The sequence below is a fragment of the Pseudomonas knackmussii B13 genome, from assembly GCF_000689415.1.
GTDB lineage: Bacteria > Pseudomonadota > Gammaproteobacteria > Pseudomonadales > Pseudomonadaceae > Pseudomonas > Pseudomonas knackmussii.
Genome location: NZ_HG322950.1, coordinates 4,487,427 through 4,500,003, shown reverse-complemented (window position 1 = coordinate 4,500,003; position 12,577 = coordinate 4,487,427). Strand labels below are relative to the sequence as shown.

Annotated in this window: 12 protein-coding genes; 7 read left to right on the top strand and 5 right to left on the bottom strand. The window is 61.2% G+C overall.

From position 1 onward, the window contains the following. Positions 1-56: 56 nt before the first annotated feature. Positions 57-524, bottom strand: coding sequence for a cyanase (cynS, locus tag PKB_RS21115; protein WP_043254224.1), 468 nt, complete (start codon positions 522-524; stop codon positions 57-59). A gap of 124 nt (positions 525-648) precedes the next feature. Here cynS and cynR point away from each other — a divergent pair, with 124 nt between their 5' ends. After that, a complete protein-coding gene (gene cynR, locus PKB_RS21110) occupies positions 649-1,545 on the top strand; it encodes a transcriptional regulator CynR (RefSeq protein ID WP_043254223.1) in 897 nt (298 codons plus the stop codon). Between the two features lie 108 nt (positions 1,546-1,653). On the opposite strand, the gene PKB_RS21105 is transcribed toward cynR, so the two are convergent. Next, positions 1,654-2,610, bottom strand: a complete 957-nt coding sequence (locus PKB_RS21105; RefSeq protein WP_043254221.1) for a DMT family transporter — start codon at positions 2,608-2,610, stop codon at positions 1,654-1,656. A 105-nt stretch (positions 2,611-2,715) separates the two neighbouring features. Here PKB_RS21105 and PKB_RS21100 point away from each other — a divergent pair, with 105 nt between their 5' ends. Further along, positions 2,716-3,147, top strand: coding sequence for a LysR family transcriptional regulator (locus tag PKB_RS21100; RefSeq protein WP_043254220.1), 432 nt, complete (start codon positions 2,716-2,718; stop codon positions 3,145-3,147). A gap of 97 nt (positions 3,148-3,244) precedes the next feature. On the opposite strand, the gene PKB_RS21095 is transcribed toward PKB_RS21100, so the two are convergent. Beyond that, the gene (locus PKB_RS21095) at positions 3,245-4,201 is read right to left on the bottom strand and encodes an AraC family transcriptional regulator (protein ID WP_043254219.1); all 957 of its coding nucleotides are present in this window, start codon (positions 4,199-4,201) and stop codon (positions 3,245-3,247) included. Between the two features lie 199 nt (positions 4,202-4,400). On the opposite strand from PKB_RS21095, the gene PKB_RS21090 reads away from it, so the two are divergent. After that, the gene (locus PKB_RS21090) at positions 4,401-5,354 is read left to right on the top strand and encodes a diiron oxygenase (protein ID WP_043254216.1); all 954 of its coding nucleotides are present in this window, start codon (positions 4,401-4,403) and stop codon (positions 5,352-5,354) included. Positions 5,355-5,608: 254 nt separating this feature from the next. Here the strand turns inward: PKB_RS21090 and PKB_RS21085 are convergent, their stop codons facing one another. Next, the gene (locus tag PKB_RS21085; RefSeq protein WP_043254215.1) at positions 5,609-6,505 is read right to left on the bottom strand and encodes a LysR family transcriptional regulator; all 897 of its coding nucleotides are present in this window, start codon (positions 6,503-6,505) and stop codon (positions 5,609-5,611) included. A 143-nt stretch (positions 6,506-6,648) separates the two neighbouring features. Here PKB_RS21085 and PKB_RS21080 point away from each other — a divergent pair, with 143 nt between their 5' ends. From PKB_RS21080 to PKB_RS21070, 3 genes are all read left to right on the top strand, one after another. Further along, on the top strand, positions 6,649-7,212 hold the full coding sequence (locus PKB_RS21080; protein WP_052355347.1) for a cupin domain-containing protein: 564 nt from the start codon (positions 6,649-6,651) through the stop codon (positions 7,210-7,212). Further along, positions 7,209-8,627, top strand: coding sequence for an MFS transporter (locus PKB_RS21075; RefSeq protein ID WP_084166681.1), 1,419 nt, complete (start codon positions 7,209-7,211; stop codon positions 8,625-8,627). The genes PKB_RS21080 and PKB_RS21075 overlap by 4 nt, the downstream gene beginning before the upstream one ends. A 97-nt stretch (positions 8,628-8,724) precedes the next feature. Beyond that, complete coding sequence (locus tag PKB_RS21070; RefSeq protein ID WP_043254213.1) at positions 8,725-10,422, top strand: AMP-binding protein; 1,698 nt, start codon at positions 8,725-8,727, stop codon at positions 10,420-10,422. 430 nt (positions 10,423-10,852) lie between these two features. On the opposite strand, the gene PKB_RS29270 is transcribed toward PKB_RS21070, so the two are convergent. Further along, positions 10,853-11,994, bottom strand: a protein-coding gene (locus tag PKB_RS29270; RefSeq protein WP_371365441.1) for an IS3 family transposase whose coding sequence is annotated in 2 segments (ribosomal slippage) — positions 10,853-11,742 and positions 11,742-11,994 — 1,143 coding nt in all. Because the reading frame shifts where the segments join, the coding sequence is not laid out codon by codon here. Between the two features lie 96 nt (positions 11,995-12,090). Between PKB_RS29270 and PKB_RS21055 the strand changes: the two genes are divergently transcribed. Then, positions 12,091-12,570, top strand: a complete 480-nt coding sequence (locus PKB_RS21055) for a BRO-N domain-containing protein (protein WP_043254211.1) — start codon at positions 12,091-12,093, stop codon at positions 12,568-12,570. Positions 12,571-12,577 lie beyond the last annotated feature (7 nt).

Below are 12,577 nucleotides of genomic sequence, written 5' to 3'. Positions count from 1 at the left end.
TGAGGGGCAGCGGTTTCGGGGGGTAGGGCCCGCACGCGAGTGCGGGCCGGCTGTCGTCAGAAGGGACGCAGGGGCAGGAACTTGCCGTCCAGGGTGATCACGGCGCGGGAGCCGCCTTCCGGGTCCTCGACCTTCTGCAGGCCAAGCTTGAAGTTGATGGCGCTGATGATGCCGTCGCCGAACTGCTCGTGGACCAGCGCCTTCAGGGTGGTGCCGTAGATCTGGATCATCTCGTAGAAGCGGTAGATGGTCGGGTCGGTCGGCACGCCCGAGAGGCTGCCGCGCAGCGGGATGATCTGCAGGCGGGCCACGGCGTCGGCGTCCAGCTCGAGCTTGTCGCCGATGACTTCGGCGGCGCTCTGCGGCAGCGGGTGCTGGCCGAGCAGGGCGGCGGTGACATAGGCCAGGCCAAGGCCGGTGCCGTCGGCCAGGTCCTGCCAGGACAGGTTCTTGCGCGCTTTGGCATCGAGGATCTGGGTGGTCAGGGCCAGGCTTGCATCGTTGTAGGCGTGGGACTGTTGCATGGTGTTTTTCCTGTTGCTGTGGGTGTGTGTTTCGGTGTGAGGCCATCTTCCTCCCGGATGATCGATAGCGTCCAAGACTGATATACAATGCGTTGCATAAGTACTGCCTATAGATGGTGATCCCATGCTGCTGCGACATCTGCGTTACCTGCTGGCCGTTGCCGACAACGGCGGCTTTACCCGCGCCGCCGAAGCGCTGCACGTCTCCCAGCCGACGCTGTCGCAGCAGATCCGGCAGCTGGAAGAGACCCTCGGCGTCACCCTGTTCGACCGAACTTCGCGCACGGTCAAGCCGACCGATGCGGGCCAGGCGTACATCGAATGTGCGCGGCGGGTGCTGGTGGAACTGGAGGCGGGCAGGCGCGCGCTGCATGACGTGAAGGACTTGTCCCGCGGCACCCTGCGCCTGGCCATGACCCCGACCTTCATGGCGTATCTGGTCGGGCCGCTGGTGCGCCACTACCTGGCGCGCTACCCGAACATCCACCTGGAGCTCTTCGAGCTGCCGATGTCCGAGATCGAAACCGGCCTGGCGGACGATTCGCTGGACCTGGCGATTGCCTTCGATGGGGTGAGGAGTGCCGACATCGAGTCGATCCCGGCATTCACCGAAACCCTGGGGCTGATGGTGGGCAAGGCCCACCCGCTATACGACAGCCAGGCTGTCCTGAGCGCCGAGCAGGTGGCGCAGCTGGAATTCGCGCTGCTGACGCCGGAATACATCACCCGCGCGCGCATCGACGAATACTTCGTCGAGTCGCGGATCGCGCCCAAGGTGGCGATAGAGGTGAACTCGGTGAGCACGCTGCTGGAAGTCGTCCGGCACACCGCCATGGCCACCCTGCTTCCGGAGGCCATCGCCACCGGCGAGCGGGCCCTGCGCAAGATTCCACTGGAAGTGGCGGCGCCGAAGCGCGGGGCGGCTGTGCTGCGGCGCAGGAACAACTATCACAGCGCGGCGTCGGTGGCCTTCATGGAGCTGCTGCTCGGCAGCGACCTCGCCGCATTGGCAGGGGCTTGAGTCAAGCGGCCTCCCGAGCCGATGGCGGCTTACGCCGACTACCAAGAGGACGTCTGCGAGGCGTCAGCCGAAAGCGGGCGAGGCCCCCTTGCCTGCGGCGCCGTTCCCTCAATCGGCGGGCTCGGGGCTCCGTTGTGGCGTGACCTTCGCCGGCGCGGCCTTGGCCGAAGACAACCGCGACACACCGAACAGCACCAGCGCCAACCCCGCGATCTGGTACAGCGAAATCGCCTCGTTGAGCAGCGCCCAGGAAGCGAACACGGTCAGCACCGGCCCGAGGTTGCCGAACGCAGCTGCGTGGGTCGCGCCCATGCGCTGGATGGCCAGCGCCATCCAGTAGATCGGCAACACGGTGGAGAACAGCGCCATCAGCGCGCCGTGCATCCACACCGCGTTCGGCAGCGTGGCCAACTGGTGCACGTCGGCGCTCACGGCGTAGTGAATCAGCACCATCACCGCCGAGGCGGCGCCGGCCAGCCCCGACAGCCGCATCGAGCCGATGCGCCCCACCACCGCCGACGTGCCCACGTAATACAGCGCGTAGGTCACGGCGCTGGCGAACACCCAGAGGGCGCCCAGCAGGATCTGCCCGTCGCTGCTCTGCACCTTGATGTCGTGCACCAGGGCAACGCCCAGGCCGAGGTAGCACAGGCCCATGGCAGCCAGGGTGCGCAGGCCCGGCCGCTTGCGCGTCAGGGCCATCTGCAGCAGCAGGACCAGCGTCGGGTAAGTGAAGAGGATCAGCCGCTCCAGGCCGGCGCTGATGTACTGCAGGCCAAAGAAGTCGAACAGGCTGGAGAGGTAATAGCCGACCAGCCCGAGCAGCAGGATGCGCAGGCCATCGGCCCCCGACAGCCGCGGCCCCTTGCTCAGCCACACCAGCCAGAGGAACAGCGGCAGCGCCAGGCCCATGCGGATGGCCAGGACGGTAACGGCGTCCACCGGGGCGGCGGCATAGCACAGCTTCACGAAGACCGCCTTGAGGCTGAAACCGGTGGCGGACAGCACGGCGAACAGCACGCCGTTCTGCAGGCTGCGCTGGTAGAGGGAAGTCAGTTTGTTCATCGCGGCGGGGAGGGGCGGCAGGAGAGGGCCTTTATTCTAGAAAGAAGGCCGGGCCGCTAGAATCTCATTTTCGCGAAGATGGCTTTCGTTTTTGGAGAACGCTCCATGCACTTCGACCTCGCCGACCTGCGGTTGATCGCGGCCATCGCCAACACCGGCAGCCTGAGCAAGGCGGCGGCCTCGGTTCCGGTGGCGATCTCGGCGGCGAGCAATCGACTGCGCCTGTTCGAAGAGCGCTGCGGCGTTGCACTGTTTGCGCGCCGGAGCGACGGCATGACCCTGACCCCGACCGGGCGCCTGGTGCTGGAGGCCAGCCAACGGGTCTTGCGCGAGGCGCAGCAACTCGACGACACCCTGCGCGACCAAGCACTAACGACCACCGGAAGTCCGCGCCGCCTGCTGGCAAAAGGCGAGGGCAAGCCGATAGCGCTGCTGGATTGGCAAGGCCAACTGTGGATGGCGCTGATGCAGATGCCGCAGCTGATGCGGGAGGAAGGGCGGGGCAGGCGGAGGTGGTGGAAAGGAAGTAGTGGCTGATATCGAACCGAAGCTGCCGGTCGGAACCGGCAGAAGTCGCCAAGAGAAGACCGTTACTGCTTGGCTTGATCGGAGTGTCCATCGGCACCGGAACTGCTCAAGCCGATTGTCTGCGCCAAGTGCCGGGTGATGTGCCGAATTGGCGTTTGAATGCGCGACTGAACGCGGCTTCGGATTCGTAGCCCACCGCAAAGCCAATTTGCGCCACATTGCCACGGCCTTCGCGCAGGAGTTGAGCCGCCACGTGCATACGCCATAGCGTCAGGTATTGCATCGGTGGCTGTCCGACCACTGCCGTGAATCGCTCCGCGAATACCGAACGTGACATGCCCACTTCCAGAGCCAGGGCCTCTGCAGTCCAACTCTCGGTCGGACGAGCATGGAGCAGCGCCAGTGCGCGCCCGATATGCGGATCTCGCAACGCTGCCAGCCACCCGCGGCGTTCAGCGGGGAGGCTGGCGACATACTGGCCGACGGCTTCGACAAACAGCAGTTCGGATAGCTTGGCGATGACCGTTGTCGAGCCGACGCGTCCCGCCGCAATCTCACTGACGGCGAAACGGAACGAGCTCTCAATCCAGGCCCCCGAAGCCGTCGCGCGTACGTCCAGTTTCAATACCGACGGCAGTGACGAAAGCAATGGACTGAAGGGGGTTTCAGAAGCGAGGAATCCGCACAGTAGCTGTGTGGCCTCGCCGCCGCCGCCGTACTTGATTCGTGAGATATCGCCGACTTCCGGCGGCTGGATGACTTCGCTCGCCGGCATGGGCGCAATGTCCAGGTCGCTGCCGAAGGAATGGGCGTCATTGCGGGGAAGCAGAACGAGTTCACCTGCCTGCACCTCGATGATGGTCCCCTCTCCGATTCGCAATTGCATGCGCCCCGCTGCGACGAAATGCGATGCGATGACATGGCGGGGTACCGCCAGGAACGGTTTGCAATCGTCCGCGGAGATGCGTCCGCTGATGCACCAGGGCGCAGTGAATTCCGCCTCGAGGAAGACCCCTCCAGACAGCCGAATCACTCGCAAGACATCAGAAAGCGCATCCAACAATTGCCAGCCCCCCTTTCCGGAGTCTGGAGCAGGTAATCAGGCGCACCGGTCATTCAGCGCCTGAACCGCGAAGCCTAGATTAGCACCAGCGCGGACCCAGCGATCGGGGCTATCCCCAGCGGCTTCACCAGTGGTCATCGGTTCCGACGTCACCCGTAGCAGCCCCACTCCATCTCAATTCGGGAAGCAGGAGATCGACATGAACACCATCGCGACCTTGCCACGCTCAGGTTCGGGCAACGCCGCCCGTTATGCTCAGATCGTCAGGTCATCGAAGAAAGCGGAATGGCAGATCGATCGCGATTTGCTGCAGGGCCGGAGTTTCGACTTCTCGCGCAAGTTCTTGCCCGACGGACTGTCGCAGATCGACCGCCTCACCTTTCTCGCCGCGGACGAGGCGCGCTTGCTCAGTCAGATTCAGGGCCGAACCTATGCGTATGTCTTTGGCCTGGTCGAGCGCTTCATCAGTGCCAAAATGCTTGATCAAGGTCGCGCCCATGTATTTGACGATCAATTCGCCCTTGAAGCGCTGGTGCGCTTTTCCAACGACGAGATCAAGCACCAGGAGCTGTTCCGGCGCATGGATACGATGATTGGTTCGCAATTGCCTGCGGGATATCGCCAAGTTGCCGATCCAAACGATGTAGCGCGCGCGGTACTGGCGGCCAGCACCTGGTCGGTGCTGGCGCTGACTTGTCATATAGAGCTGTTTGTTCAAGCGCACTACGTGCAAAGCATCGCCCCGCACGAGGAGTTGTGCCCGCTGTTCAAGGATGTTTTCAAGTTTCACTGGAAGGATGAAAGCCGGCACGTCGTACTCGATGAGCTGGAGTGGAAGGCAGAGCACGCGAAACTCTCGCCCGACGAGCACGACCAGGCAGTCAACGATCTGATCGCGCTGGTGGCGGCCGTCGACGGAATCCTGCAGGCACAATCGGCATCCGATGCCGACTACTTTCTTCGAAACGTCTCACGATCGCTCAGTGTCGACGAGTCAGCGCAAATCAAAGCCTCCGTGCTGAGCGCCTACCGCTGGCAATACATTGTCTCGGGCGTGCAGCATCCACACTTTGGCCGGCTGCTTGCGTCCATGACAACGCCAGCACAGTTGTCCAGGATTCAGGCCGCACTGGCACCCATCATGGGCAACTGATCGACAGCGCGCGGCCGATCACGCGTCGGCCGCGCGGCTGTGGGATGAAGGGCTGAGCTGATTTATCGAGTACGGCGACCATGACGGTACTGATGGGGATGTTGCTTGGCTTGGCTGCAAGCGGTCATTCGTTCAATGCGGGTTCTGCCCGGCATCGATCTCGAGCGTCAGGCAACTCCCGCTCCCGGAAGGCTTGAGTCCTATCAATTTGAAGGGCTCGCTTTGGGGCGTGAGTGCCTCCCAAGGAGTCGGGGCTATTCGCTCTTTCCACAGACATCGAGAATGAGGCTTCGAAGCCATCGATGAGCCGGATCAGCGCTGAATCGCGGATGCCAAAGCAGTGAAACGGTGAACTCCGGAGTCCGAAAAGGAAGCGCAAAGCTATACATCCCCTCGCGCAAACTCGCGGTATGGCGCTCGGGAACGCTGGCGATCATGTCCGATCCCCGGGCCAGCCCCAGCGCGGTCGAGAAGCCACCGACGATCGTGGCTATTTTTCGCTCCAAACCAAGTGGCAGCAGCGCGTCATCTATGGGGCCTTTTTCTATCCCTTCACGCGACACGGAGATATGCGTGCCCGCAGCATACTTTTCCGGCGTGATTTGGCCGCGACTCAATGGATGCCCGGATCGTACGACGCCGACGTAATTATCCCTGAACAAAGACTGACCCCTCAGTTCTGGCGCCGAGGTCAGATCTATAACTCCGGTTTCGAGATCGACGACGCCATCGCGCAATGGCTTGCTGTCTTTGTCTGGCTTTTGCATGAAGAACAGCCGTACTCCAGGGGCCTGCTCCCCAATACGGGCTATAAGCGCGGGGCCAAAACTCTCGGCAAATCCCTCGCTGGTCCTGATCGCGAACGTCCTGTCGAGTTTTGACAGGTCCAGAAACTCGGCTGGGCGCAAAACCTCCTGCGCATCCCGAACCAGCTGACCAACGCGATCACGAAGTTCGATAGCCCTGGGAGTAGGAACGAGCCCCCGCCCCGCCCTGACCAAAAGCGGATCTCCCGTGGTTTCTCTGAGCCGAGCAAGCGCCCGGCTCATCGCCGAGGGACTGAGCCGCAAGCGCTTGGCCGCACGCGTAACACTTCCTTCGGCGAGCACCGCGTCGAGGGTAATGAGCAGATTCAGGTCCAGATTCGACATGACCTGATGCTAGCTCATCTCGTTGTCATATGGCGTCAGACGCAAGAATAAAGTGCGAACGGTGCGTCTTCCGCCATGTCGGCGCGCTACATACAGTTCTCTGCATCGGCACATTCGTACCGAAGTGGATGAGGAGATGATGTATGAACTCGTTGGACAGATTTGTTGAGCGTGTCCAATCAATCTGGGGGCCGCTCAGTTCTGAAGTGGTCGCAGGCTGCCAGCAGCAGTTGGATGTACTCCTGAAGACTCCTGTCACCGAGCCTTGGCTGGCCGACCTGCACCAGCAAGCATCGGCTCAGCAAGAGATGTACCGAGACCCGGTAAACGGATTTGTCCTGCTGGCGCATACCGAGCCTGAAGGGCTCTACCGACCACCTCATGATCACGGTCGGGGATGGGTCATTTACGCCGTGCAGCACGGTGAAATAGAAATGGGCACCTATGCCAGGGTTCAGGACCCGGATGGCAAGGTGAAACTCGTCAAGCGCGGGTCCTCAAGGGTTCGCGCCGGTCAGACGCAGGTCTACCTGCCGGGCGATATTCACGACACCCACTGCATTTCCGGGCCTGCTTTGCTCTTCCGCTTCACCGAGCGGGATTTGAAGAAGGAGGACAAAGAGGCGCGCAAGCTCACACGATATGTGAAGCAGGGCGGTGATTGGGTTCCCGCGAGCCAGTGCGCTCCGGAATGGTTGAAGTCATGAAGCCCCGCGCTGCCCCAAACGCCGTCCGCCTCGGCGTACAGCCTGAACGGGCGGCGTCTTCGGGGCTTGTCGTTGATGCGCCATCGGTTCGGACAAAACTGAGGCGCCTGACCGCCGTCAGCTCAGTGTTGGCCGCCATGGTGCTGGTGGTGCTCAACACGGCGATAGCCAACATGGCACTGCCAACGATCGCTCAGTCGCTGCAAGTGTCGCCTGCGCTGTCCATCTGGATAATCACGGCCAACCAGGCGGCGCTCCTGATGGCTTTGCTGCCCTGTGCGGCGCTGGGTGAAAGCCTTGGCTACCGTCGGGTATTCAGTTGGGGGGTGGCGCTCTTCTTGGTCGCCACTGTGCTGTGCGCAATGGCCCCAACGCTGCCGTGGCTCATCGCCGCGCGATTGCTTCAGGGGCTGGGAGGCGCGGCAGTCATGGCGCTCGGAATCGCACTGCTTCGCCAAGTGGTGCCGAGCCAACAACTGGGCGCCGCGATCGGCTGGAATGCACTTGCGGTTGCACTGTCATCGGCAGCCGGACCCGCAATGGGGGCAGCGATTCTCAACGTGGCAGACTGGCCATGGCTCTTTGCTGTGCTGTTCCCCTTCGGCCTCTGGGCGATGCTGGCCGCCCTTGCGTTACCTGCTGTGGCCGGCACCGCGCGCAAAGTGGATCTGTTGAGCATTGCATTGAATGCAGGGACCTTTGCGCCGCTGGTCATCGCCGCTGGAATCATCACTGAGCACCCATTGCTGGCTGCAGCGCTGCTGGCCATCTCTGCCATTCAACTGACGCTGCTGGTCAAGCGGGAAAAGCAAAGGAAAGCGCCGCTGATTCCGCTTGACCTGCTCAGGTCCTACTCATTCCGCATTTCAGTTATTGCTTCGGTGCTCTGCTTTGCTGGTCAGACCGCAGGCTTGGTGGCGCTGCCTTTCTACCTCCAGCACAGCCTTGGCCAAGACGTGCTGGTGACAGGCCTCTACATGATTCCCTGGCCTTTAACCGTCGCGTTAGCAGCTCCGCTAGCTGGTCGTCTTTCAAACCGATGGTCGACTGCCCGGTTTTGTTTCGTAGGTGGCATTTGTCTTTCGATAGGGCTGGGCGGGGCCGCGCTTTGGCCTTTGCAGGAAAACCTCATGATGCTGGTGCCGCTCACCATGCTCTGCGGTCTCGGCTTCGGCCTTTTCAACGTCGCCAATAATCGCAATATGTTCCTCGCTGCGCCTGTAAGCCGGAGTGGCGCTGCAGGGGGTATGCAGGGCACCGCTCGCTTGCTCGGGCAAACTGCTGGCGCGGTCACCATGACGCTGCTCTTCAATCTGTTCCCCGCCGACTCTGTGCCTCAGATCGCCCTGGGTGCTGGAGCTCTTTTGAACTTGTTCGCTGCTCTGATGAGTAGGTTGCAAGGCACGCGGACCTAAGGCGCCAAATCGTAAGCCCGATAAGGTCATCCATTATCGATTCGCCCTCAACGCAAGATGACTCTTACACATACCTAATAAGAAAGAGCACGACAGAATGCAGCTGAAAGATTTCGCCAAGGACAAGTCCCCTATCGAAATGCTCTACCACTGGGAGGAGCAAAGCCCCGATGCCATCTATCTCCGTCAACCTGTAATGGGAAAGTGGCGTGAGTACAGTTGGGCCGAGACTGGTGATCATGTTCGGCGCATGGCGAATGCACTGAAAACGCTGAGGCTGGAGCGCGGCGACAAGATCGCGATCCTGTCGAAGAACTGTGCGGAATGGGTGATAACCGACCTCGCGCTGCAGTTTGCCGGTCTGATAAGCGTGCCGTTGTATGTCGATCAATCGACTGAATCGCTTGGCTATGTGTTGCAGCACTCGGAGGCGAAGGCGATCTTCGTCGGCAAGTTGGATGAACCCGTGTGGAAACGCCTGAAATCCAGCATCCCCCAATCGGTTTTGAAGATTGGCTTCTCTTTCCACGGCGCCGACTGCGACTTCCAGCGCGGCGGCGAGGTGGACTACCTGCTACCGGACTTGATAACCAATCATGAACCGCTGCCGGGTCGACCGGTGCCGCATGACGACGACATCTGGACCATCATCTACACCTCCGGCACAACAGGCCTCCCAAAGGGCGCGGTGCACTGTTACCGCGCACCACGGCATGTAGGCCACCATGCCCTCGCGGTATTTGGTTTCTCGGCCCGCGACCGAACCCTTTCCTTTCTGCCACTTGCGCATGTCGCAGAGCGTCTACTTGTGGCTAGCAACAGCCTGTATGCGGGTATGCAGATCAACTTCACCCAGTCCTTGAAGACATTTCAAGCCGACCTCTGCGCCGTGCGCCCGACCTTCTTCTTCTCAGTGCCTCGGTTATGGAAAAAATTCCAGGACAATATCCTTGAGCGCATGCCGCAATCCCGCCTGGACAAGATGCTGGCTGTGCCGATGCTCGGCACACTGGTCGCACGCCAGGTGCGCAAGGCGCTTGGGCTTGATTGTGCGCGGATCATCGTCTCCGGCGCCGCCTCGCTGTCACCCGCACTGCAGCAGTGGTATGGCCGTATTGGCCTTCATATCGCGGAGGGCTATGGCATGACTGAGAACTTCGCCTATGGCTTCATCGGACGCCCGGGAGAACATCGTCCCGGCACCGTCGGCAGGGCCATGCCGGAAAGTGGTGCCAAGCTTAGCGAAGAAGGCGAGATATTGTTCAAGTGCCCCACGTTGATGCAGTGCTATTACAAGGAACCAGAAAAGAGTCGTGAAGCCCTCGATGACGAGGGCTATTACCGCACCGGCGACCTCGGTCAACTCGATGATGACGGCTACCTGCGAATCACTGGACGGATCAAGGAACTGTTCAAGACAGAGAAAGGCGAATATGTCGCCCCCGCGCCAATTGAGGCCAAACTGGCCTCCTTCAAGGGGTTTGAGCAGATATGTCTGATTGGTTCCGGGCTCAGCCAGCCGGTAGCAATAGTTACGCTGTCACAGCCTTTTCTACGCGCCAAGCGTTGCGAACTTAGCAGTGAAATAGGTGCCTTCGTTGAGCAGATCAACCTGCAGTTGCTCAACCACGAAAAAATCTCCGGGGTAGTAGTTTCGATTCGCGACTGGTCTCCAGATTCAGGGCTGGTAACACCGACACTCAAAGTCAAACGCAACATTATCGAAGCTCAGTACGCTGAATTGGCACAGCGATTTGCCGACTCGCACGAGCGTGTTCTTTGGGAAAGCATCTGAGGCACTTAAAAAAAGAGAAATGAAAGGCGGACACCCATTAGCCGGCCTCATATGAAAATCCAAAGCCCCACGTCGAGGTCGCCAGGCCTAACCTCGGCGCCGGGGATCAGCGCCGCGAACGGTTATATGCCCTGCGACCGGTGCGGCATTTCGTGGCTTGACCCTAATCGCGCATCTCCCTAACCTCGCGTCGCCCCTGTGAAAGCGACAGGGGTTCGGGTTTGGCGACCTGAAGCATTGCGCGACTGCGCCTGAACTCTGCACCGTATTTTTTGCGGCGCAGAGTTTTTCTATGGCGGGCCGCGCAGGGAGACCTTCGGGTCTGCCGGTCAATGCTCCGGTTCGCCAACCTTGCGCGGCTTGCCACCCTTCCGTCCTGCGACGAAGGCGTGGCTGAAGTGGTCAAGTAAAACTGGACACTGGTTTAGGTCTATCCAGCCAGCTCTTCACGCCGTGCCGGTGTCTGGTAATCGTTGTGACTGTGTGGCCGTTGGTGGTTGTAGTAGTCGGTGACGTAACGCAGCACGTCGGCTTCCGCCTGGGGCTGATCGACGTAGCCGGAGGGCGGTATCCATTCCGACTTGAGGCTTCTGAAGAATCGCTCCATCGGCGCGTTATCCCAGCAGTTTCCTCGACCGCTCATGCTTTGCCGAATGCCGTAGCGCCAGAGCATTTGGCGAAATTCGAGGCTGGTGTAATGACAGCCCTGGTCGGAGTGAAACATCAGTTGCTGTGGCATGCCCCTGGCTTCGTAGGCCACCCGCAGAGCGCGCCCGGTGAGTTGTGAGTCGGGCCGGTTGGACATGGCCCAGCCGACGATCCGACGTGCATACAGATCCATCACGGCGGCCAGGTAGATCCAGCGGCCACCGGCCCAGATGTACGTCACATCCCCGCACCAAACCTGGTTGGGGCGGCTCACATTGAACCGGCGCGCCAGCTCATTGGCCGCGATGGCACTGTGTTCCTTGGCAACCCGGTAGCGATGTTTACGGCGTTGTGTACTGACGAGCCCGGCCTCTTTCATCAACCGGGCGGCAAGGTAACGGCCTGCAGGAAAGCCCTCGTTGCGCAAGGCGGCCGATAGCGTTCGGGCACCGGCCGCGCTGCGGCTCTGGGCATGCAGTTCCACCACGCGCTGGCGTAACGCTTCTCGTCGACTGCAGACGCGTGCCTGCCGCTTTCGGGCCGCATAAACACTGCTGCGATTTACCTGGAATAACCGGCACAGTTCCGTACGCGAATACTGCTCGCCCAATGCCTCGACCAGCCTGACTAGTCGAGGGCGTCCGACATCAAGAGAGCGGTAGCCTTTTTTAGAATCTCTTTCTCCCGCTCCAAGCGGCGGACTTGCGCCTCCAACTCCTGAATGCGCCGCTGATCCTCTGTCAGCGCCTTGCTATGCGCAGGCGTCTGGCCGCCACGCTCCAGTTGCAACTGCGCCACCCAGCGACGCATCGCCGTGGGCCCCACCCCCATCGCCTTGCAGGCGGCCGGCACCGTATAGCCTTGATCCACCACCAAGCGGGCGGCTTCCAGTTTGAAATCTGGACTGAATGATCTTCTGCTCATGAACACCTCAGCTGTGGGCGAAGCTTAACGCCCTATCGGGGTGTCCAGAATCATTAGGCCACTTCAGGCCTCTGGATCAATGCTCAGAGGTTCACCATGGAAGAAGTCTTCGAACCCACCGTATTCCTGCGCTACAACCGCTCCCTGCGCGGCATCCTGATAGACAACCAACCCTGGCTGGTCGCCCGCGACCTGGGCTGCCTGATCCACCAACGCGTCGACCACTACGTCATCCACCGCCTCGACGACGACCTGCGCCGCCAGGTCCGCCTGATCACCAGCACCGGCGAAGAAACGGTCTGGGTGATAAACGACTACGGCACCTTCCACGTCCTCCAACGCTACCGCTGCCCCGAGTTCCGCGAACTGCGCCAATGGCTCACCGGCGAAGTCCTCCCGGCGCTGCGCGATCAAGCGCTGATGGCGGCCGATAGCCCTCGCCGATTGCTGGCCAAGGGGGAGGGCAAGCCGGTAACGCTGCTGGATTGGCAAGGGCAACTGTGGATAGCGCTGACGCAGATGCCGCAGTTGATGCGCGAGGAGCGGCGCAGCGCTCGGGGGTGGTGGCGGGGGTAGGGCGCTT

Bases quoted from the DNA above. Each gene is read 5' to 3' on its own strand.
- PKB_RS21085 (WP_043254215.1), bottom strand. From the start codon at position 6,505: ATGTCGAATCTGGACCTGAATCTGCTCATTACCCTCGACGCGGTGCTC.
- cynR (WP_043254223.1), top strand. From the start codon at position 649: ATGCTGCTGCGACATCTGCGTTACCTGCTGGCCGTTGCCGACAACGGC.
- PKB_RS21055 (WP_043254211.1), top strand. From the start codon at position 12,091: ATGGAAGAAGTCTTCGAACCCACCGTATTCCTGCGCTACAACCGCTCC.
- cynS (WP_043254224.1), bottom strand. From the start codon at position 524: ATGCAACAGTCCCACGCCTACAACGATGCAAGCCTGGCCCTGACCACC.
- PKB_RS21075 (WP_084166681.1), top strand. From the start codon at position 7,209: ATGAAGCCCCGCGCTGCCCCAAACGCCGTCCGCCTCGGCGTACAGCCT.
- PKB_RS21070 (WP_043254213.1), top strand. From the start codon at position 8,725: ATGCAGCTGAAAGATTTCGCCAAGGACAAGTCCCCTATCGAAATGCTC.
- PKB_RS21105 (WP_043254221.1), bottom strand. From the start codon at position 2,610: ATGAACAAACTGACTTCCCTCTACCAGCGCAGCCTGCAGAACGGCGTG.
- PKB_RS21080 (WP_052355347.1), top strand. From the start codon at position 6,649: ATGAACTCGTTGGACAGATTTGTTGAGCGTGTCCAATCAATCTGGGGG.
- PKB_RS21100 (WP_043254220.1), top strand. From the start codon at position 2,716: ATGCACTTCGACCTCGCCGACCTGCGGTTGATCGCGGCCATCGCCAAC.
- PKB_RS21090 (WP_043254216.1), top strand. From the start codon at position 4,401: ATGAACACCATCGCGACCTTGCCACGCTCAGGTTCGGGCAACGCCGCC.